The organism is Frankia sp. AiPs1 (assembly GCF_023716945.1).
GTDB lineage: Bacteria > Actinomycetota > Actinomycetes > Frankiales > Frankiaceae > Frankia.
In genome coordinates, this window is the sequence record NZ_JAMQQF010000070.1 from 1 (window position 1) to 19,700 (window position 19,700).

The 19,700-nt window shown below is 72.5% G+C and carries 21 protein-coding genes, 1 tRNA gene and 1 pseudogene; 11 read left to right on the top strand and 12 right to left on the bottom strand.

Going from position 1 to position 19,700, the window contains the following annotated elements; translation table 11 throughout:
* Positions 1-601 (top strand): annotated as a pseudogene (locus tag ND748_RS09825) (L-seryl-tRNA(Sec) selenium transferase); the annotation flags it as partial.
* Complete coding sequence (locus ND748_RS09830; RefSeq protein ID WP_251745365.1) at positions 598-1,131, top strand: hypothetical protein; 534 nt, start codon at positions 598-600, stop codon at positions 1,129-1,131. The pseudogene ND748_RS09825 and the gene ND748_RS09830, both read left to right, overlap by 4 nt.
* On the opposite strand, the gene ND748_RS09835 is transcribed toward ND748_RS09830, so the two are convergent.
* On the bottom strand, positions 1,114-1,812 hold the full coding sequence (locus ND748_RS09835; protein ID WP_251745366.1) for a hypothetical protein: 699 nt from the start codon (positions 1,810-1,812) through the stop codon (positions 1,114-1,116). The genes ND748_RS09830 and ND748_RS09835 overlap by 18 nt on opposite strands.
* 262 nt (positions 1,813-2,074) lie before the next feature.
* On the opposite strand from ND748_RS09835, the gene ND748_RS09840 reads away from it, so the two are divergent.
* The 3 genes from ND748_RS09840 to ND748_RS09850 all read left to right on the top strand — a co-directional run bounded on the left by ND748_RS09840 (position 2,075) and on the right by ND748_RS09850 (position 4,999).
* Positions 2,075-2,320 (top strand): hypothetical protein, encoded by a 246-nt coding sequence (locus ND748_RS09840; protein WP_251745367.1) that lies wholly within the window; start codon positions 2,075-2,077, stop codon positions 2,318-2,320.
* A gap of 369 nt (positions 2,321-2,689) precedes the next feature.
* On the top strand, positions 2,690-4,339 hold the full coding sequence (locus ND748_RS09845) for an NAD(P)/FAD-dependent oxidoreductase (RefSeq protein WP_251745368.1): 1,650 nt from the start codon (positions 2,690-2,692) through the stop codon (positions 4,337-4,339).
* 222 nt (positions 4,340-4,561) lie between these two features.
* The gene (locus tag ND748_RS09850; protein ID WP_251745369.1) at positions 4,562-4,999 is read left to right on the top strand and encodes a hypothetical protein; all 438 of its coding nucleotides are present in this window, start codon (positions 4,562-4,564) and stop codon (positions 4,997-4,999) included.
* Positions 5,000-5,063: 64 nt separating this feature from the next.
* Here ND748_RS09850 and ND748_RS09855 read toward each other — a convergent pair whose 3' ends face one another.
* Together ND748_RS09855 and ND748_RS09860 are read right to left on the bottom strand one after the other, a co-directional pair.
* Positions 5,064-6,056, bottom strand: coding sequence for a pirin family protein (locus tag ND748_RS09855; RefSeq protein WP_251745370.1), 993 nt, complete (start codon positions 6,054-6,056; stop codon positions 5,064-5,066).
* Between the two features lie 44 nt (positions 6,057-6,100).
* On the bottom strand, positions 6,101-6,469 hold the full coding sequence (locus ND748_RS09860) for a cupin (RefSeq protein WP_251745371.1): 369 nt from the start codon (positions 6,467-6,469) through the stop codon (positions 6,101-6,103).
* A gap of 183 nt (positions 6,470-6,652) precedes the next feature.
* Between ND748_RS09860 and ND748_RS09865 the strand changes: the two genes are divergently transcribed.
* Positions 6,653-7,222: a VOC family protein gene (locus ND748_RS09865; RefSeq protein ID WP_251745372.1), complete on the top strand. Its 570-nt coding sequence runs from the start codon at positions 6,653-6,655 to the stop codon at positions 7,220-7,222.
* A gap of 470 nt (positions 7,223-7,692) precedes the next feature.
* On the opposite strand, the gene ND748_RS09870 is transcribed toward ND748_RS09865, so the two are convergent.
* On the bottom strand, positions 7,693-7,914 hold the full coding sequence (locus tag ND748_RS09870) for a hypothetical protein (RefSeq protein ID WP_251745373.1): 222 nt from the start codon (positions 7,912-7,914) through the stop codon (positions 7,693-7,695).
* Positions 7,915-8,364: 450 nt separating this feature from the next.
* A complete protein-coding gene (locus tag ND748_RS09875; protein ID WP_251745374.1) occupies positions 8,365-8,817 on the bottom strand; it encodes a MarR family transcriptional regulator in 453 nt (150 codons plus the stop codon).
* Between the two features lie 237 nt (positions 8,818-9,054).
* Between ND748_RS09875 and ND748_RS09880 the strand changes: the two genes are divergently transcribed.
* The 3 genes from ND748_RS09880 to ND748_RS09890 are packed head-to-tail and all read left to right on the top strand — an operon-like array spanning position 9,055 to position 12,066.
* A complete protein-coding gene (locus ND748_RS09880; protein WP_251745375.1) occupies positions 9,055-10,125 on the top strand; it encodes a 3-dehydroquinate synthase in 1,071 nt (356 codons plus the stop codon).
* Entirely contained in the window at positions 10,125-10,946 is an 822-nt protein-coding gene (locus ND748_RS09885) for a shikimate dehydrogenase (RefSeq protein WP_251745376.1), read from the top strand. The genes ND748_RS09880 and ND748_RS09885 overlap by 1 nt, the downstream gene beginning before the upstream one ends.
* 28 nt (positions 10,947-10,974) lie before the next feature.
* Complete coding sequence (locus ND748_RS09890) at positions 10,975-12,066, top strand: ROK family protein (protein WP_251745377.1); 1,092 nt, start codon at positions 10,975-10,977, stop codon at positions 12,064-12,066.
* Positions 12,067-12,239: 173 nt separating this feature from the next.
* Here ND748_RS09890 and ND748_RS09895 read toward each other — a convergent pair whose 3' ends face one another.
* From ND748_RS09895 to ND748_RS09905, 3 genes are read right to left on the bottom strand one after another with little or no spacing between them, the layout of a single operon-like run.
* Positions 12,240-12,995, bottom strand: coding sequence for an HAD-IA family hydrolase (locus ND748_RS09895; RefSeq protein ID WP_308205616.1), 756 nt, complete (start codon positions 12,993-12,995; stop codon positions 12,240-12,242).
* A 51-nt stretch (positions 12,996-13,046) separates the two neighbouring features.
* Positions 13,047-14,156 (bottom strand): Gfo/Idh/MocA family protein, encoded by a 1,110-nt coding sequence (locus ND748_RS09900; RefSeq protein ID WP_251745378.1) that lies wholly within the window; start codon positions 14,154-14,156, stop codon positions 13,047-13,049.
* 8 nt (positions 14,157-14,164) lie between these two features.
* Positions 14,165-15,331, bottom strand: a complete 1,167-nt coding sequence (locus ND748_RS09905) for a DegT/DnrJ/EryC1/StrS family aminotransferase (protein WP_251745379.1) — start codon at positions 15,329-15,331, stop codon at positions 14,165-14,167.
* A 338-nt stretch (positions 15,332-15,669) separates the two neighbouring features.
* On the opposite strand from ND748_RS09905, the gene ND748_RS09910 reads away from it, so the two are divergent.
* Positions 15,670-16,113 carry a type II 3-dehydroquinate dehydratase gene (locus ND748_RS09910; protein WP_251745380.1) on the top strand — a complete coding sequence of 148 codons (444 nt, stop codon included), beginning with the start codon at positions 15,670-15,672 and terminating at the stop codon, positions 16,111-16,113.
* Between the two features lie 155 nt (positions 16,114-16,268).
* On the opposite strand, the gene ND748_RS09915 is transcribed toward ND748_RS09910, so the two are convergent.
* The 3 genes from ND748_RS09915 to ND748_RS09925 all read right to left on the bottom strand — a co-directional run bounded on the left by ND748_RS09915 (position 16,269) and on the right by ND748_RS09925 (position 18,334).
* Complete coding sequence (locus ND748_RS09915; protein ID WP_251745381.1) at positions 16,269-17,519, bottom strand: malic enzyme-like protein; 1,251 nt, start codon at positions 17,517-17,519, stop codon at positions 16,269-16,271.
* A gap of 368 nt (positions 17,520-17,887) precedes the next feature.
* Positions 17,888-17,960 (bottom strand) — tRNA-Arg (locus tag ND748_RS09920).
* 149 nt (positions 17,961-18,109) lie between these two features.
* Positions 18,110-18,334, bottom strand: a complete 225-nt coding sequence (locus tag ND748_RS09925) for a DUF3039 domain-containing protein (protein WP_011602139.1) — start codon at positions 18,332-18,334, stop codon at positions 18,110-18,112.
* Between the two features lie 201 nt (positions 18,335-18,535).
* Here ND748_RS09925 and ND748_RS09930 point away from each other — a divergent pair, with 201 nt between their 5' ends.
* The gene (locus ND748_RS09930) at positions 18,536-19,225 is read left to right on the top strand and encodes a metal-dependent transcriptional regulator (protein ID WP_251745382.1); all 690 of its coding nucleotides are present in this window, start codon (positions 18,536-18,538) and stop codon (positions 19,223-19,225) included.
* Between the two features lie 57 nt (positions 19,226-19,282).
* Here ND748_RS09930 and ND748_RS09935 read toward each other — a convergent pair.
* A partial coding sequence (locus tag ND748_RS09935) for a C40 family peptidase (RefSeq protein WP_251745383.1) occupies positions 19,283-19,700 on the bottom strand: 418 nt, incomplete at its 5' end.

Sequence of the window (19,700 nt, forward strand, 5' to 3'; positions counted from 1 at the left end):
CATCAACGCCTGCGGGTGCCGGCGTGGGTACGCCGGCGGAGTTGATCAGGCCGCTGGGCGGGCGGTCTGCGGCGCGCGGGGGTTCGGGTGCGTCGGGGTCGAACTGCCCAGCGCCGCCGTCGCGCTGGACGCGATGATCGCGGCGCCACTGCGTCACGGCGAACCGGCCGTCCTCGGCCGCGTCGAGCACGGCTGCTGCCTGCTCGACCTGCGGACAGTGCCGGCGGAGCTTGATCCGGTGCTCGCCGCCGCCGTGCTCGCGGCGGCGACCGAGGCCGGCGCCGCCATCCTCACCGACGCCCCCACCGAGCCGCACAGCACGGCGGCGGCCGAAACCGTCGTCACGGTCGGCGGATCGGCAGCGATCGGCGGGTCGGCAGTGGTGGGCGGGTCGGCAGCGGTCGGCGGGTCGGCAGCGGTCGGCGGCATCCCGATGGTGGGCGGAGCGGCAATCGTGGGTGGCATCCCCGCGGTCGGCGGATCGGCGATGGTGCGTGGCATCCCGGCGACGGCGGACGGCGCCGCGGCGGCGGCGGACATGGTGACCGTCGAGTCCGTGGCGATCCCGCTGCCCGCCGTGGCGGATCGGCGGGCGCCATGAGCCGCACCCGGCTGCGCGACATCCCCGCCGTCGCCGACGCCGGGCGCCGGCTCGCCGGTGCGGTCGGTGGATCGGTCCTGCTCTGCTACGGACTGGTCCACCTGCTGGTCTGGCCCGGTGCCCCGACCGGCACCCCGGACGAGCGCTACGGCTGGACCGGGGAGACGCAGCTGCTCGGGTGGCTGCCTGGCTGGGCGGTCTGGGCGGTCAGCGGGGTCCTGTTGGCCGCCGCCGTGCTGGGCCACGCCGTCGGCGGGGTCGGGCTCGCCGGGCTGCCCGTCGCACGCCGGTACCGGCTGGCGGCGACCGGTACGGGAGCGGCCGGTTCCCTCGCGCTGTTCGCGGTGGCCTGGCCCGGCCTGGAGCCCACGCCCACCGAATTCAGCGCCGGTCCGATCGTCAGCGGGCTGCTGCTGGCGAGTGTCGTCGCGACGGCGTGGGCCCGGCGCCACCCGCCGCCGGCGGAAATCCGCCCAGCCGAGCGAAACAGCCGGGCCGGGGCACAGCCGGGTTCACGGGCCGGCGTCTAGCCCTCGGCCGAGGGCGTGCAGCTCCCGGGCCAGGTTGAGGCGGGCCAGCGGCTCCCAGTTCCGCCGCGCCCACGCGGTCGCGTAGAGCGGACCGTCCAGCAGGCCACGCAGGAGCGGCGTCCGTCCCTCGCGCCAGGCGCGTTCGCTGACCCAGCCGTATTCCCGGCGGATCCGGCGCACGTAGCGGTCGTAGGCGGCCGGTGGTCGCGCCAGGACCCGCAGGTCGGCATCGTTGACGAGGGCCTCGTCGTCCTGGGTCGAGCGGTGCGAGGCCGTGGCGAGGACAAGCCGGGCGACCGCCGTCCCGATTCCGCCGGGGCAGCCCAGTCGCGCGAGCACGTCGATCGCCAGCTCCGCGGACCGCTGCTCGTTGTCCGCCAGCCGCGGTTCATGGACGGCATCGTGGAAGTACACGGCGAGCACGCAGACGTGCGCGGCACACTGCGCGGGCGGCCGGCGCTGCGCGGCGAGCAGCACCCGCAGCGCGGCGGACATCTCCGCGACGTGCCGCAGGGTGTGGTAATGCCGGCCCGGCTCCTGGTAGCGCCGCGCCAGGTCGACGAAGGTCGCGACCCGCTCGCCCAGGTCGGCGCGGGCGCCCGCGGTGACCAGCGCGTCGTCGAAGACCCTGGCCAGTGGTGAGCGGGGGACGGCCGCGGCGGCCTCGCTGGCGTCGCTCATGTTCCCACCTCCCACGAGGACGATCGTGCTCTCGGCCCGCGGTCGCGACCGGACGAATGTCTTCACCTGATACCAGAATGGTTCCTCCCTACCGGTCACCGCCCCGGCCGCTGGCCGCTGCGCACGGACCAGGCTCCTGCGGCCGCAGCCGCGACCGTGGCCGTGGCCGTGGCCGTGGGGCGAACGGATGACCCGTGCGGGCCATCCGGCGTTTGCGTGGATCGAACAGGCGTGCGAGTGTCGAGGCGTGGCGGTGCAGATCGTGATTGACGGACAGCCCTACCTCCTGCCGCCGGGCACCGATGCGGACGAACTGCGCAGGCGAGTCGCCCAGGCGGTCTTCCGCTGTGAGGTCGAGCAGCTCCATCTCGCGGACGGCCGGACGATGCTGGTCAACTGGCGGTCCGTCCGACTCATCGAGGTCCGCTCGGACGCGGATCCGCAGCCCTACCCCGGGGGCCGGGAGAGCGACGCGGGGCACGAGCGTCGGCCGGTTGGCGACCGCTAGCAAGATCCGATCATCCGTATTCGGCCGGTGCGCGCACCAGCATTACCTCAGCAATGGTTGGGAAACACGTGGTTCACGACACGATCCCAACGTAGACCCAACCTGAGCCCGTCCGCGCAGGTCATCAGCCACTGACGCCATCGGCCCCCGTCGGACCATCTCCACTATTCGGAATTTTCCGACATCTGGGGTGAAGCTCCATATTTAGGATGGTCGCTTACGCGTTGGCATTGATGCGCCGTTTACTACAACCATGATCCGTCGAGCTGGTTAGGTGTTATTTGTGCACCGGTTGCGATGATTGTGATCTTTATGGGAGGACGGACGCAGCCGGCCCACTTCGTGTAGCGGCGTACAGGGAGTTTCGTAATGAGCGGGTACGACTATTCGGTTGCCATCCTCGGTAGCGGCATCGCCGGCTCGACACTGGCCAACATCCTCGCCCGGCACGGTCACAGCGTGGTCCTCGTCGACAGCGGCACCCACCCACGATTCGCGCTCGGCGAGTCGACGATCGGAGAGACGACATACCTGCTGAAGCTGCTCGCCGAGCGGTTCGACGTGCCCGAGCTCGGCCACGTGAGCAGCTTCGAGGGGGTGCGCTCGCACGTCACCTCGGCCTGCGGCGTCAAGCGCAACTTCGGCTTCGTGTACCACCGGGACGGGCAGGTGCAGAACCCCGAGGAAGTCACCCAGTGCAGCGTCTCGGAGTTCCCCAACGGGCCCGAAATGCACATGCACCGTCAGGACATCGACTCCTACCTCTTCTACTCCGCGGTCCGCTACGGAGCGGACCCCCGCCAGCGGACGATGGTGGAGCGCGTCGAGTTCACCGCCGACGCGGCGACGCTCACGACGACGTCCGGCGAGACGCTGCGGGTCCGGTACGTCGTGGACGCCTCGGGCCGCAACTCGGTCCTTGCGAACCAGTTCGCCCTGCGTGAGGAGCCCTGCCGGTTCCGGACGAACTCCCGGACGCTGTTCACCCACATGGTCGGCGTCACCCCGTTCGACGACGTGACGACGCCCAGCGGTCAGCCGTCGTTGTGGCACCAGGGCACCCTGCACCACATCTTCGACGGCGGCTGGCTGTGGGTCATCCCGTTCGACAACCACCGTAAGGCCACCAACCCGCTGTGCAGCGTCGGGCTCAACCTGGACGCCAGCCGCTTCCCGAAGGAGCCCGGGCGCACCGCCGAGCAGGAGTGGGCCGCCTACCTCGACCGCTTCCCCAGCGTGGCCCGCCAGTTCGCCGGCGCCCGACCCGCCTGGGACTGGGTCTCCACCGGACGCACCCAGTACTCCAGCACCCGCACGGTCGGTGACCGCTGGGCGATGATGAGCCACGCCGCCGGGGCCATCGACGCGCTGTTCTCCCGCGGCATGGCCAACACCATGCAGGTGCTCTACGCCTTCACCCCAACCCTGCTGGCCGCGCTCGCCGACGACGACTTCTCCGCCGAGCGGTTCGGCCACATCGACACGCTCAACCAGACGATCCTCGACGTCAACGACAAGCTCGTGCACGGCTCCTACGTCTCGTTCCGGGACTTCGACCTGTGGCGGGCCTGGTCGAAGGTGTGGTTCCTCGGCTGGAACATGGGCATCGCGAGGATCGTCGGGACCTACTTCGGCTATCTCGAGAAGGGTGACCGGGCTCTGTTCGACCGGCTGCTCGACGCCCCGCACCTGGGCACCTTCTGCCCGGACCTGCCGGAGTTCCAGCCGTTCTTCGACTCCCTGAGCGCGGTGATGGTCGACGTGGAGGCCGGCCGGCTGACCCCGGCGGCGGCCGTCGAGCGGCTCGCCGGCCTGCTCGGCGGGGCCGACTTCCTGCCCGCGCCGCTGCGGCTCGGCGATGTGCTGCGACGCTGGCACGACGGCTCCTTCGAGGCCCAGCGACGGATGTACGAGTGGGGTCGGACCGACTCCCCGACGCCGCTGCGACGCTGGTATGACTACGACTTCGACGAGCTGCTGACCCGCACGGGTGGGACCCCACAACCGGTCGTCTTCTGACACCGCCCGGGCCGACCGGCACGGGGCCCGCCGACCGGGACGGGCCTGCTGACCGGGACGGGCCAGGTGATCGGAACGGGCCCCGCCGGCACCGACGGGCGGGCGGCCCGCTCGCCCTCTGGCCGCCGACGACGTTACGTTTGGGACGACCCGCCGGCGGCGCGAGCCGTCCGGCGCCCAGCGGCCAGCCGACGAGGTGCCGCCCGACGGAAGGTTGCCACCATGGGACTGCCCTTCAAAGCACGTGACGTTCCCGGCCGCGCCGCGGCCGGCACGTTCATCCTGCACTCGGGTCTGGGCAAGTGGAAGGCCGACCGAGCCACCGCCGAGGCGCTGCACGGCATGGCGGCGAACACCTACCCGTTCCTGGCCAAGCTCGACCCGGTGACGTTCACGAAGGTGCTCGCCGGCACCGAGATCGCGCTCGGTACGGCGCTCGTCGCCCCGGTCGTCCCGACCGCGCTCGCCGGGCTCGGCCTGTCCGCCTTCTCCGGCGGGCTGCTCGGGCTCTACGCCCGCACCGCGGGCATGCGCGAGGAGGGCACGGTCTGGCCGACGCAGCAGGGGCTGCCCATCGCCAAGGACGTCTGGCTGCTCGGCATCGGGCTGGGCTTCGTCGTCCAAGGTCTGGGCGCCCGCCGAAGCCGGACCACCGACTAGGTCGCGTAGGTGGATGTGATCAGGCGGTGTGACGGCGCCATCTGACGCGCCGTCGCAGCGAAGATCAGCCGGCCGGCCAGGGGGGCTCGGGCGCGGGGATACGCCTGGCGGTGGTCGCCACGGTGCCGAACCGGTCCGCGCCGGCCTGCCAGTCAGCACGGGCGGCGTCGATCTCGGTTCGGGACCGGGCGACGAAGTTCCACCACATGACCAGCTCGTCAGCGAACGGCTCGCCGCCGAGCAGCAGTGCGCGGGCGCCCTCGCCGGCACGCAGCGGCAGCTCGTCGCGCCCGGCGCCCAGGTAGCCCAGCTGACCGGGGCGCAGAACCTGTGCCCCGACCTGCACCGACCCGGCCAGCACGACCAACCCGTGCTCGAAGTCACGCCGCAGCGGCAGGACGGCACCACCGGCCCGCAGCGTGAGGTCCGCGCCGACGAGCGGGGTGTCGGTGCGCGCCGGGGAGACGTTGCCGTCGAGCTCGCCGAGCAGCACCGTCGCCTCGGCCGACCCGAATCGGGCGACGGGCAGCTCGGCGTGATGGGCGAAGGCGGGCGGGCCGTGCCTGGTGTGCTCGGGCTGCGCCACCCAGAGCTGCACGCCGTGCAGCTCACCCCGGTGATCCTCGGATTCCTCCGCGTGGGTGACCCCGTGCCCGGCGCTCATCAGGTTGAGCTCGCCCGCACGCAGGACCTGCTCGGAGCCGAGGCTGTCCCGATGGACCTGGCGGCCGCTGAGCAGCCAGGTGACGGTGGCCAGCCCGATGTGCGGATGCGGCCCGACGGCCACCGGGTTCGACGGGGAGATCGTCATCGGACCCAGGTGGTCGACGAAGCACCAGGCGCCGATGGTCCGCCGGACCCGGCGGGGCAGGACCCGGCGCACCGGGATGCCGCCCACGTCGGCGGTCCGCCCCTCGATGACCGCCAGCTCCGGCCCGACCGGCGCGGCCCGGTCCGGTCCCGGGGGCGCTGCCGGCAGCGGTGACGGTGGGAGGCTCGACGCCGGCGGTTGCGCCGGAACGGGAGCGACGTCGACGGGCAGGACGGGTCCACTCATCCCTCAACGGTACGACCGTAGTTGCATACGCAACAAACTCTCGCCTACTCGCCCTCGTCCCGGTGGACAGTCTCCGGCAGGAAGGCCGGCAGGCACACCGAGATGTAGTCCGCACCGTCCGTGCCACGCGTGCTGTAGCGCACCCATTCCCCGGCCGCGGTGTGCACCGCCTGACCCGCCGCGACCTCGATGATCCCGCCGGTGTGCTCCACCGTCACCGAGCCGCGCAGAACAATCGTGTACTCGTCGAACTCCGGCCGCTGCCCCGGCTCGGCCCAGCCGCCCGGACTCGACATGTGCGCGATGCTCAGGCTCCGCGTGCCGGTGTTCACCCCGCCCACATACTCACGAATGATCTTTGGGAGGTTCCCGGCGGCCTCGACGACGGTCGGGGACTCGATGAAGGTCAGCATGAGATGCATCATCGTGCCTGGCCACCGACCGCCGCGACACTGCCAGGCGGACTCCTGGCGGGCAGAAACGACGCGGGCGCGGGACGACGGTGGCGGGGGACGAAGGCGGAACGCAGGTCGCAACGGACGACGGTACGATCCGGTCGCGCTCCCCCGGTACAGGCGGGACGCGGGAGGGGCGTTTTGACAACCGAATCGGTCTTTCACTCCCAGGCCTGGATGCAGGCCGGGGTCATTTCCGCACGTCACGGCGCCCTGGATCCCCCGCCGACCGCTGCGCGACTCACCGGTGTCGGCGCCGTCGAGGCGGTGCTGGCCGGGCTGACGTTCCATCACTTCGCCATCGTGGTGGCGGATCTGGAGCTCGCCCGCGAGCTCTACACCGTCTCGCTCGGCATCGACTCCTGGCACACGCAGGCGCTGTCCGAAGGCGCCCTGCACCGCGGCCGGCCCGTCGCGCTCGACGGCGCTCACGTCGCGATCGGGCGGCTCGGCGCCGGCCTGGTCGAGCTGATCGCACCAGGCCATCAGCCGTGGGCGGCCCGGGAGATCCTCGACCGGCGCGGCGAGGGCATCTTCGCCATCGGCTACCTGGTCAACGACGTGGCAGCCCAGCTTCGCGTCGCGGTCCGCGCCGGGGCCAGGGTCGAGCAGGTCAGGCCGGACACGCGGCATCCGGTCCAGGCCTATCTGGACGCCGGCTCCGGCCTGCTGGTCGACCTGGTCGAAAGTGGCTCATCCTGGCCCGGCTGACCGCCGGAACGCCGCGGCGCGATCCCGGTGCACTTGTGCCGGCGACCCGTTGAATGTCATCATCGGTCCAGAGGCCGCCCCGCACCCCCCGAGCTGGGCGGCCTCACCTATGCCATCGCGGCGCTGCCGGGCGAGGATCCCGCCGGGTACGGACGATTCCGCAGGTACGTGCCCGCCGATGGATCCCGCGAAAAGGACTCCGACGGTCCGGCGACGGGCCGCGCCGCGTTCCCGATCGCCCACTACCCGCCGAGAAAGAACCATCTGCCGGCCAGGACGACGTGGGCCGACGAAATGACTCTGCCGACCGGATACCGCCGCCGACCGGTCAGCGACGCCGACCAGCCGGCGACACCAACCGGATACCGACGCCGACCTGCTGGCGACACCAACCGGATACCGACGCCAACGCCCGCCCGGGCGCCCCGCCCGCCCGCCTGCGGCGTCCCGGCCGCGGCGCCCGGCCGCGGTCAGGTGGTGACGAGGACGATCGTGATGATCAGCCCGACGAGGGTCGTCGCGAGCGCGACGAACGTCGCGATCCTGCCTCGCCCGCTGCCCTTTCGCCAGGCCATCGCCCCGCAGCCGATCGCGATCAGCCCGGCGAGCGGGAAGAACAGCCCCAGCGCGGCAAAGGTGAACGCGAGGATCCACAGCGCGCGGGCGCCGGGCAACTCCGCCTCCGCCGGCACCGCCGACGCGCCGTGTTCCTCCTGGGCCCGATCATTGTCCGGGTACGGAACATGTGGGGTGCCGGCAGAACCAGAGGAAATGGTCCCGGCCTGTTCCGGCCCTTCCGGTGCCGGCGTGGAGCGCCCCTGACCAGTTCCGACCTGCGCTACAGTCCATCCGCCCGGTGCCATGCCCGGCGCCCCGGCGGGCGTTCCCGCGGGAACCGATCCGGAATCGGCGCTGGTCACAGGGGTCGGCTTGGTCATCACAGACTCCTCGTTTACGAACTATCCGGGCTTCTCGACGGATCTGCGGTCGGAGAACCGGCCCGTGCACACAGAGCCTGACGCAGAATCCCGCCGGTGTCCCAGATCCTCGCGAAAGGCGCGCCGCACGGAGGCGTCGGCCGCCCGAAAGCGCCACCGACCGTGACATAGGTCGCCACCGTCCGCAGCCGTCGGTGAATGTGACTAACGGCCCCGCTCGACCAGGTTCTCCTCGACGAAACGCTCCATGCCCGCGACGAAGGCGCGTGCGTCCTCGACCGGCCAGGCGTCGAGCCTGCGCTGAAACGCGCCCGCCAGCCTGCCACGCAACCGCTCGATGGCGGCGTGCCCCTCGTCGGTCAGGGTGAGCCGGGTGGCGCGGGCGTCATCGGGATCGGCCGAGCGACGCAGCAACCCGAGCGCCTCAAGCCGGTCGCTGTGCCGGCTCACCACCGACCGGTCGATGCCGATCTCCGTGCTGAGCTTGCGCGCCGTTGTGGGACCCGTCCGCGCCAGCCCGTTGAGCACGGGATAGGTCGCCTCGTCCAGGTTCACATCGCCCGCGGCCAGCAGGTCTCCGAACAGCCGCATCCGGGTCGGCCGCGCGAGCAGCATCCCCAGCGCGGCGGCGAGCCTGGCGCCGTCCTCTGATCCCACCGCTCGACCTTACTCTGCGTGCACGGTGCACGAGCCAGCCGGCAGGTGGCGAACACCGGGTCCGACCGGGCCCCGCCGCGTCGACCGGAACACAACGGGATCTTCGGGTCGGGTGCCCCGGGTGGGACGTCCACACGGCAATTCGGCAGACTGGGGCGCAGGCGCCGCGGCGGACCCTGCGGGAGCACGGCGGACGGCCACGACACCTCGCGGATCCGGAGACGACACGTGACGGGCATGCTTGCAACCCTGCCGATCAGCCCGATCGAGCGCATCGCCGCCGATCACCGGCGCATCCCGATGGACCTCGGCCCGCGCAGCTACCCGATCGACATCGGCGCCGGCGTCCGCCGAACCCTGCCCGACGTCGTGGCCCGCATCGGAGCGAGGCGGGCCGTCATCGTGTCCGCCCGCCCCCTCGACGCCGTGCCGGACCCGGGCGTGCCGGCGCTGCGGCTGCCCGCCCGCGACGGCGAGGCGGACAAGACGCTCGCCAACGTCGAGGCGCTGTGCAGCCGGTTCACGGACTTCGGGCTGACCCGCTCGGACGTCGTCATCTCCTGCGGCGGCGGGACGACCACCGACGTCGTGGGGCTCGCCGCCGCGCTCTACCACCGCGGCGTCGCGGTCGTGCACCTGCCGACCTCGCTGCTCGCCCAGGTCGACGCGAGCGTCGGCGGGAAGACCGCGGTGAACCTGCCGGCCGGCAAGAACCTGGTCGGCGCCTACTGGCAGCCCAGCGCCGTCCTCTGCGACACCGACTACCTGGCGACCCTGCCCCGCCGGGAATGGATCAACGGCTACGGCGAGATCGCGCGGGCCCACTTCATCGGGGCCCCCGGGCTGCTCGGCCGGCCGGTCGCCGAGCAGATCGCGGCCAGCGTGGCGCTCAAGGCCGGGGTCGTCGCCCGCGACGAACGAGACTCACACCTGCGCCACATCCTCAACTACGGGCACACCCTCGGCCACGCCCTGGAACGCCTTACCGACTACGCGCTGCGTCACGGCGAGGCCGTCGCCATCGGCACCGTGTTCGCCGGCCGGCTCGCCGGGGCACTCGGCCGGATCGGGCCCGAGCGGGTCCGCGAGCACCTCGACGTCGTCCAGGGCTACGGTCTGCCCGGCGCGCTGCCCGCCGGGGTGGAGCCCGCCGAACTCGTCGCCGTGATGCGGCTGGACAAGAAGTCGACGAACACCGGGCTGACCTTCGTCCTCGACAGCGCGGACGGCCCGCAACTCGTGCCCGACGTCGACGAGAGGCTCGTGCTGGCGGCGCTCGCCGCGATGCCCCGCGAGAACCCGGCGTGATGTCGCCGGCGACGCTGCCGGTGAGCGGCAGCACCCGGCTGTACGCCGTCATCGGCGACCCCGTCGCCCAGGTGCAGGCGCCATCGCTGCTGAACCCGCTGTTCGCCCGGCTCGCAATCGACGCCGTCCTCGTTCCGGTGCACGCCCGACCGGCGGACTTCGCCACCGTCCTGCACGGGCTCGCGGCCACCGGGAACCTCGACGGCGTTCTCGTCACGATCCCGCACAAGGTCGCCGCCTGCGCCCTGGCCACCGAGCACAGCCCCGCCGCGCGGATCAGTGGCAGCGCCAACGTGCTGCGCCGGCTGCCCGGCGGCGGCTGGCTGGCCGACAACTTCGACGGGGCCGGGTTCGTCCGCGGGCTGACCGCCGTCGGCCATCCCGTGCCCGGCACGCGGGTCGCGCTCATGGGGGCGGGCGGCGCCGGCAGCGCCATCGCGGTCGCGTTGCTCGACGCCGGCTGCGGGCCGTTGTCGGTCTACGACCCGGACCAAGCGAAGTGCGCGGCCCTGCTCGCCAGGCTGGACGAGCACTGGCCGGGTCGGGCCGCCGCCGTGGCCGAACCGGCGCTGAACGACGCGGACCTTGCGGTGAACGCCACCCCGCTCGGCCTGCGCCCCGGCGATCCGTTGCCCTTCCCGCCCGACGCGTTGCCGGCGGGGTGCGTCGTCGCCGACATCATCATGAAGCCGCCGCGAACCCGGCTGCTGGACGCGGCCGGGGCACTCGGGCTGGCGACCCATCCGGGCATCCACATGCTCGCCCATCAGCTCGACCTGTACCGGTCGTTCTTCCACATCGGCCCGGCGGACCGCACCTGACGGGCCGGGGAGGCCTGGGAGGCTCCGCATGCACACCCTCACCCCGCCGGTGACGCCCGGCGTCCTGGGCATCGACATCGGCGGGACCAAGGTCGCGCTGCGCATCGAACCCGCCCACCCCGGCGCACCCACCACCGCCGGGGGCACGGTCCAGATCGGCGTCCCCGGCGACGGCGGCGTTCCCGGCGGCGCCGGAGTCGGCGTCGGCGTCGGCGTGGACGCTCCCGACCGCCTCGGCGCTCCCGACGGCACGGCCAGCCCGGTCGAGGCGACGTTCCGCTGGGCGCCGTCGGCGAGTGCCACGCGGGACCTCGACGATCTCGCCACCCACGTCGCCGCCCTGCGGGCGAGGTGGGTCGGGTCGGTCGCCGCGGTCGGGGTCGCGATGCCCGCGACCCTCGACGCTGCCGGCCGGGTCACGACCTGGCCGGGCCGGCCGAGCTGGACCGGACTGGCGCTGGCTGACGCGCTGCGTGGCCTCGTGCCGGGGGCGACCGTCGCCTGCGCGGACGACGGCGACCTCGCCGCGCTCGCGGAGGCGCACGCGGCCGGCTGCCCCGACCTGGTGTACCTCGGTCTCGGCACGGGCGTCGGCGGCGGGATCGTGCTGGACGGCCGGCCCTGCCCGCGGCCCGGCCGCGGTTCGGCCGAGATCGGACATCTCGTGATCTCCGCGGGGGGCCCGCCGTGCACCTGCGGGCGGCAGGGCTGTGTGCAGGCCACGGCCAGCGGCCCCGCCACCCTGCGCCGGGCATCGCGGTACCGCGACGGCGATGTCGGCGCACGCGCAGACGGCGGATCGGTGGCCCACACGGAGGTGACCTTCGCCGAGCTGCGCGCGGCCTGGCTCGCGGAAACCGGCTGGGCGGTGCGGGCGGTACGGGAAAGCGTGCAGGCAGCCGCCGTCGCCGTGGTCGGGCTGACCGAGCTGCTCCATCCGGCGATGGCGGTGGTCGGCGGCGGTTTCGCCGATGGACTGCCCGGGTTCGCCGAGGCCGTCGACGAGCGGGCCCGTCAGCTCGGCCGCCCGGGCCATCCGCCCGCCCCGGTGCGGGCCGCGACGCTCGGCGGTCTGTCGTCCCTGTCGGGCGCGATCCTGCTGGCCCGCCAGCCGTCCTGACCGGATCAGGACGTCCCAGAGCCAGGACGTCCCGTACCCATAGCCAGGACGGCCCAGAGCCAGGACGGCCCAGAGCCAGGACGGCCCCGAGGCCGGACGGCCGGAGGCCCGAGGCCAGGACGGTCTGTGCGGATACGGACCGGTCCGCGTCCGGGAGCCCTCCTGACGGCGGGTCAGTCGCGCGCGAGCAGCCTCCCGGCCCCGGGAGCCGCGGTCGCCATCGTCGGCGGCCCGGCCGGCAGATCGCCACTGGCGCCGCCGTGCCCGAGCAGCGCCAGCAGCTCCGCGGGACGGTGCAGCACGGCGTCCGGGCCGGCCGCGAGCAGCTCGACGCCATCTGTCTCGCCCCACAGCGCGGCGACCGCCATGACGCCGGCGGCGCGGGCGCTGTCGATGTCCGCAACCGCGTCACCGAGCATCATCGCGTCGCCCGGCGCCGCTGCCAGCAGGTCGAGCGCGCGCAGCACGATGTCCGGGGCGGGCTTCGGCCGCGGGATCTCGTCGGAGCCGATGACGTGGTCGAACAACGGCAGCACGCCGAGTTCGCCGAGCAGGTGGCGGGCCCGCGGGCCGGACTTGCCGGTGGCGACCGCCAGCCCGTGGCCCCGGGCGCGCAGCCGGCGCAGCATCTCCTCCACGCCGTCGAAGAGAACCACCTCGTGGGCGAGCCGGTAGCTCTCCCGGACGAACGGCTCCTCCATCGCCAGCGGCAGGTTCATGATCCGCATGATGTCCGGGAAATAGCGGCCAAGGTGGCGGTTGTATTCCTCGAACGGCGGCTCGCCGGGACCGACGACCTCCGCGTAGGCGATCGTGAACGCCTGCCTCATCACGCCGAAGCTGTCGACGAGCACGCCGTCCAGATCGAAGATCACTGTCTGCCGGTACGCGCAGCCGGCCAGCGGCCGGCCCCCCGGTTCCGTTCCCACATGCCCCCCCGGGCTCGACGACGAGAACAACGGTGCTTCAGCTGCGGGACATCATGAGCCCGCTCGGACGAGCTGGGGCGTCGGGCGGTGCGAGCGCGCCGAATCGTAGAGCCGCTCGATGGCCGCGATCGTCGGCCGGACCTCGGCGATCGCCCGCCCCCGGGAGGCCGGGTCGGCCAGCATCGCCGGCAGCTCGTCGAGCTGGCGGCGGTACTCGGTCCCGATCGGTTCGTCGAGCAGCGGCACCGCCGTCGTCTGCCCGGTCCGGGTCAGGGACAGGACCGAACGATCCTGCCGGTTCGGCCCGAAGCCGAAGGTGCAGCGCAGCGAGGCGGTGCCGGCGGCCCCCTCGACGTTGATCGCGGTGAGGTCGCGGGCCTCGTGCGAGGCCCAGCTCGCCCGCAACGACACCGAGGTTCCGTTCCCGGTCACCAGGAATCCGCGCGCCGTGTCCTCCACGTCCCCGCCCCCGGCGGGGACGGCCTGCTCGCCATGACGCCAGGACGCCGCCCACGCACCGTCACTGACGAAGTCGTCGGACGTCGTCCCGACCACCTGGTGGAAGTCGACGCTGCCGAGCAGGGGAGTGAGGGTGTCCAACAGATGCCAGCCAAGATCGACCAGCGCGCCGCCGCCGGACTGCTCCCGGCGGGTGAACCAGCCACCCGCGTCGGGGATGCCGCGGGCGCGGATCCAGGCAAGGTCGACATGGCGGATCACGCCGAGCTCCGCGGCAACCTCGTAGAGGCGGCTGACGTCGGCCCGGTACCGCGCGGCGCTGCCGGCCAGCAGGGTGACGTCGCCGGCCCGTTCGGCCGCGGCGAGCCGATCCGCCTCCGCCGAGCTCAGGCAGACCGGCTTCTCCAGGAAGACCGGGATGCCGACGGTCAGCAGCCGCTCGGCGATGTCGGCATGCCGATGGTTGGGCACCGCCACGACGGCGAGGTCGCACCGGGCCGAGCCAAGCTCGGCGACGTCGGCCAGCAGTTCCAGGTCCGGGTGCTCGGCGGCCACCATGGCACGGACGGCGGGATCGGGATCGACCGCCGTGGCCACCACGAACCGGGGGTGCTCGCGCAGCCGGGGCAACCAGATGGACCGGCCGGCCCAGCCCAGCCCGACGACGGCGACCCGCACCGGCGCCGTCACCGGCGCCGTCACCGGCGCCGTCACTGCGCCGCCAGGGTGTCGGCCACGACCGCCGCAACCTCGTGCATCTGCTCCTCGGTGCCCAGCAGTGTCCGGTGGTGCAGCCAGACGCCGTCCGCGCTCAGCGCCTCGGTGTTGGGGCACCGCTTCGCGATGTCGTCCACGGACTCGTCCGGGGCGCCGGTCTCCCAGAACCCGTTGGAGCGGTAGATCGCCCGGAAGGCGGCGAAGGCGGGCAGGCCCCGCTCGACGAGTGCGTCCACGAACGCGTTGCGGCGCTGCTCGCTGAATCCGGGCAGGCGGAACATCGCCATGTAGTGCGGATTGCGGTCGCCGCGTTCGTCGCGGCTCTGCGGCACGACGCCGGGAATGGCCGCGAGGGCCTCGGCGAGTACCGGCCACCGCTGCTCGCGGGTGTCGATCTGGCCGGCCAGGCGGCCGAGCTGGGCCCGCAGGACCGAGGCGGAGAACTCGTTGAGCCGGAAGTTCGACCCGGAGGTCTGGTGGAAGTACCGACGGTCGGTGCGAGGACGTCCGCAGCTGTGCCGCAGAAACGCGATCTCGTGCAGCCCGGAGTCCGGGAAGGTGACGGCGCCGCCCTCGCCCGCGGTCATCAGCTTGCCGTTCTGGAAGCTGAACGCCGCCACCGAGCCGAGCTCGCCGATCTTGCGCCCCTGCCACTGGGCGCCGTGCGCGTGGGCGGCGTCCTGGATCAGTGGGACGCCGGTGTCGGCGGACAGCTTCGCCAGGGCGTCCATGTCGGCGACCTGACCGGCCATGTGTACCGGCATGATCGCCTTGGTGCGGGGAGTGACCGCGGCCGCAGCCGCCGCCGGATCTATGCAGTAGGTGTCCAGATCGACGTCGACCGGCACGGCGACCGCGCCGAGACGCTGCGCGGCCTGAGATGAGGAGATGAACGTGAACGCCGGAACGATGACCTCGGTGCCCGGGCCCACGCCCAGCACCTGGAGGGCGAGCTCGAGGGCATGGGTGCCATTCGTGACGGCGAGCGCATAGTCGGCGCCGTGATAGTCGGCGAATTCCCGCTCGAAGCTGTCGACCTCACTGCCGCCCATGCGCCACCACTGACCCTGCTCCAAGGCTCGGATCAGTCCGGCGCGCTCCTCGTCGGAGTACTGCGGCCAAGCCGGCAACTCCGGTGCGCGTCGCACTACACCGCTCATGGTCCCCACCCTTTTCTTACGTGACGATAAGGTTCGCGCAAGGACCTCGGCCCGGCTACGGTTCATTACCGTGAGCGGCCCGAAGAATCTACGCGAGAGGTGCGCGACGGACGGTACCTCAACGCCCCGGACTCGCCTGTCGTCCCCCAGACGGGACTACAGCTTGACCAACGGGAGGGCAATCGACACGCCATGGCGACACTACCAACACGCTCGATCGGGTCGCATACGGACTGATATGGCCCGTTGGGGACCGAGTCATAGCTGCGATATCGTCCACGGGACGCCGGCCGGCCGGGCCGGTCGGTACCGGTGTCTGGTCCGAGTGATGAGGTCTGGTGAGCACGCTTCTTCTGGTCAACGGCCCGAACCTGGGCATACTCGGTCGACGGCAACCGGAGGTGTACGGTACGGCCACTCTGGCCGACATTGAATCGGCCGTCAGCACCCGGATCGCCGATCGCGGCTGGAAACTGGTCTCGGTCCAACGGGAATCCGAGGGCGAACTGATCCACGCGATTCAGGATAACTACGACTCGGTCGGCGCAATCGTCAACCCCGGGGCGCTTATGATGTACGGCTGGAGTCTGCGGGACGCACTCGCGAACTACCCGAAGCCGTGGATCGAGGTCCATCTGTCCAATGTCTGGGCGCGGGAGTCCTTCCGACACGAGTCGGTTCTGTCGGCGCTGGCCCGCGGGGTGATCGTCGGGCTCGGCCCGCTGGGCTACGAGCTCGCCGCCCAGGCACTGCTCGACCTGGTGCCCTCCTCGTCCGACTGATCCGGCCGATCCGGCCGATCCGACCGATCCGAGCGATCCGAGCGGGCGCCCCGGCGGCAGCAGCCGGCCCGGCGGCACCGGCCGCCGCGTCGGTTCGTGATTCGAGCCTCAACCGATCCTGGCCACGGTATCGCGCCGGTCGCGTGGAGCTCCCGTCAGTCCGCGGCCAGTGCCTGGGCGGCCGCGTCGGCGACGGCCCGGGTCAGGCGCGGATGGTCGACGGGCGGCAGCAGCCCGCCAGGCGGGGTCAGGTCGACCAGCGCCTGGACGGCAGCCAGTCTCGCCTGCGCGTTGATCGGTCGGTGGGTGCGCACCGCCGCGCGCAACAGGCCGGGCAGGGCGTGCAGCGGGCGCGGACCCGAGGTGGCCGCGGCCAGCGGCGGCGGGGTCTCCGGCCGGGTCCGTAGCACCGGCACCTGCTCCGGCGGCGAGGCCAGACCGATGAGGTCCACGAGAAGGTCGAGGTGGGCCGCGAGCCGGTGCAGCGGCTGGATCCCGTAGGCGAGCGGGTCGTAGAGGGTGAGATCCCGGATCCCTGCGGCGAGGAGCAGGCCGGCGAGGTCACCGCCGCGGGCGGGGTCGATGACGGCGACCCGGGCCGACTGCGGCCGCAGTCCCCGGCCGCGCAGGTGGTTGAGGACGGCGGCGGTGGCGGCGACGGCGAGGCCGTCGTTGACGGTGTCGAGCAGCGGCGTGGCACTCGGCTGCTGCGCGGCGCGGACCGCGTCGATGTGGCTGACGTGCGTGTGGACCAGTACCGTGGCGGCGAATCCGGGCGCGAGCATGCGGATCGCCCGGCCGAGCTCCGCGGCATCCCGGGCCGCGATGGGCATCGGGATGACGTCGAGACCGGTCGCCCGGTGCAGGTGAACCGCCTGGGACTCCACCGCGGGCAGGGCCGCCTCGGCGGCGAGCGGCTCGAAGTCCAGCACCGCGCTGGCGTCGGAGAGCAGTGCCACCCGGCGCGGTCGCCCGGTGAACAGGTCGGTGTGGGTCGGGTGCGTGGCCAGGTGGCGGATCACCCGCCGGTCCGCGTCCGCGTCGAGGAGCGCGAGATCGTGCCCCGTGGTCACCGCCGCGCAGAGGGACTGGGTGAGCTTGCCCGTCGACGCGACGACGAAGACCGGGTCCTCGGTCTGGAGCAGGTCGGCGCCGAGGCGGCTGCGCAGGGCGCTCAGCAGCCACGTCAGCGTCGGGCCGCTGTCCGCGTCGAGCGTGATCCGGCGGCCGGCCGGGTCCGGCTCGTCCGCGTAACAGGTGATCGTGCCGGGACCCGCGGCGATGACCGCGTCGATGTCGACCCGCGCTGCGCGCGCCACCCGGATCGTGACGCTGTATGCCGGATTGGCCGCGGCGGCCGGCCCGGACCCGCCGGCCTCGCCCTGGCCTGGTACCCGACCTGTCACGAGCCACTCTCCATGGTCGTCCCATCCGGGACGGAGCCGGTGGACCGGTCCGGTCCGGCGACGCGGAGACGCCGCGCCATCGCTGGGCCCGCCACCGCCGCAGTGCAGCCCCCACCGCTCGCAGGAGCGGATTGTGCGCACTTCCGACGGTTGGCCGGCTTTCTCACCGACACCCAGATCTCACCGACACCCAGATCCTGACCCCAGCGGAGTCGGACGCGCCACCCATGTGAGCACGTTCCGGCGGCCCGGCCCAAGCGCTTGCCGCCGCCGAGGCGGTGGCCGGCGAGGGGCGTGGGTGCTGTTGCGTGACACGGGCCCCGCGGGGGCCGGCCAGCCTGGCAAACCCGCTGCACAGCAAGGAAACGTGCCCCAGGCAGGAATCGGACCTGCGGCCTACCGCTTAGGAGGCGGTCGCTCTATCCACTGAGCTACTGGGGCGGACGGGGCATCGGATCGACACCATGAAAGATCGTACGGCCGCCCACAGGATGCCGGCGGCCTGGCGACGCATCACGATCGCGGGCTTCCCGGCGGATCGGGGATTCGTCCCGATCCTTCCGCTTCGTCCGCGTTGTGTGGCTCGCCGGTCAACCGAACTGCTGGGCCATCTCGACGAGCTCCTTGCACTTCGGGCAGATCGGGAACCGCGAGGGGTCCCGGACGGGTTCGAACTTGTAGCCGCAGAGCGCGGTGACCCGACCGCCTTCGATGGACGCGCGGACGATCTCCTCCCGGCGGGCGTAGTGGGAGTGGTCGTCGCCCTCGTCCGTGCGGGTGTCCGACGTCTCAGGTGCGATCTGAGTCGTGCTCATGACGTCGATTCTAGTGCGGTCACCGCCGGTGTCCCGGGCGGGTGAGCCCCCGTCCGGGGGCGGCGGGCCGACGGACGCCGGACCGGCGTGCCAACGGGTCGGGTCCGCACGGGAAACTGTTCGGGGGACACGGCGTACACGGGACGCATGGCCCTTGCACCCCACGGACGGGGCGTACTGTTGAGGGGACGAAGGAGACCGGTGACTGGACTGATCGACAGTACCGAGATGTACCTCCGCACCCTGTATGAACTGAGGGAAGAGGGCATCCCCCCGCTGCGCGCGCGCCTGGTGGAGCGGCTGCACGTGAGCGCGCCTGCCGCCAGTGAGTCGACCGCTCGGATGGCCAATGAGGGCCTCGTCACCCTCGCGGACGACCGGACCGTCCAGTTCACCGAGAAGGGCCTGCTGCGGGCCACCGCCGTCATGCGCAAGCACCGGCTGGCCGAGCTGCTGCTGACCAAGGTCATCGGCCTCGACTGGGCGCTGGTGCACAACGAGGCGTGCCGCTGGGAGCATGTGATCTCCGACGAGGTCGAGGCCCGGCTCACCGTCCTGCTTGGCGATCCGAAACGCTGCCCGTTCGGCAACGAGATTCCGCCCGCCCAGCGCAGTGACACACCCCGGCCTGCCGTCGCCCCCGTCAGCCTGCTGGCTTCCGCCGACCGGGCCGCCGCGGATGGCAGCCGACCGGTGACGGTGAGCTGGATCTCCGAGCGGCTGCAGACCGACGAGAGCGCCATGCGCCGGCTGCAGGACGCCGCGATCGTGCCCGGAGCCCAGATCATGCCGGGCTCCCGCGGTGACCTGATCCACATCGTCTCTCCGAACGGTCAGAGCGACGCGGAGATCAGTCGCAGCACCGCGGCCCTCGTCTACGTGGACCGCTGACCTCGCTGTACTCGTCGGCACCGCGCCTGCTGGCCACCCGTCGCCGGGTGGCCAGCGTCAGGCTCCCGGCCGGATGCCTCCCTCGAAGCTCGACCACCAGATGTTCTCCACCCGGACCACCTCACCGGTGCGGGGGGCGTGGATCATCTTTCCGTTTCCCACGTAGATCCCGACGTGGTCGAGATCCGGGTGGAAGAAGACGAGATCCCCCGGCACCAGGGCGGCGCGGCTCACTCGACGCCCCTCCCCCCACTGTGATCCGGTGTAGTGGCTGAGAGCGACACCCGCCTTACCCCAGACCCACTGGGTCAGCCCGGAGCAGTCGAAGGTTGCCGGCCCCTCGGCCCCCCACACGTAGGGCTTCCCGAGCTGGGCGTACGCCTCCCGCACCGCGGCCCCCGCCCCGCCACCGCCGACGCTCACCGGCGCCGGCGCGGCGGCGGGCGCGGCCGTGGGATCGCAGCAGCCGGCCTCG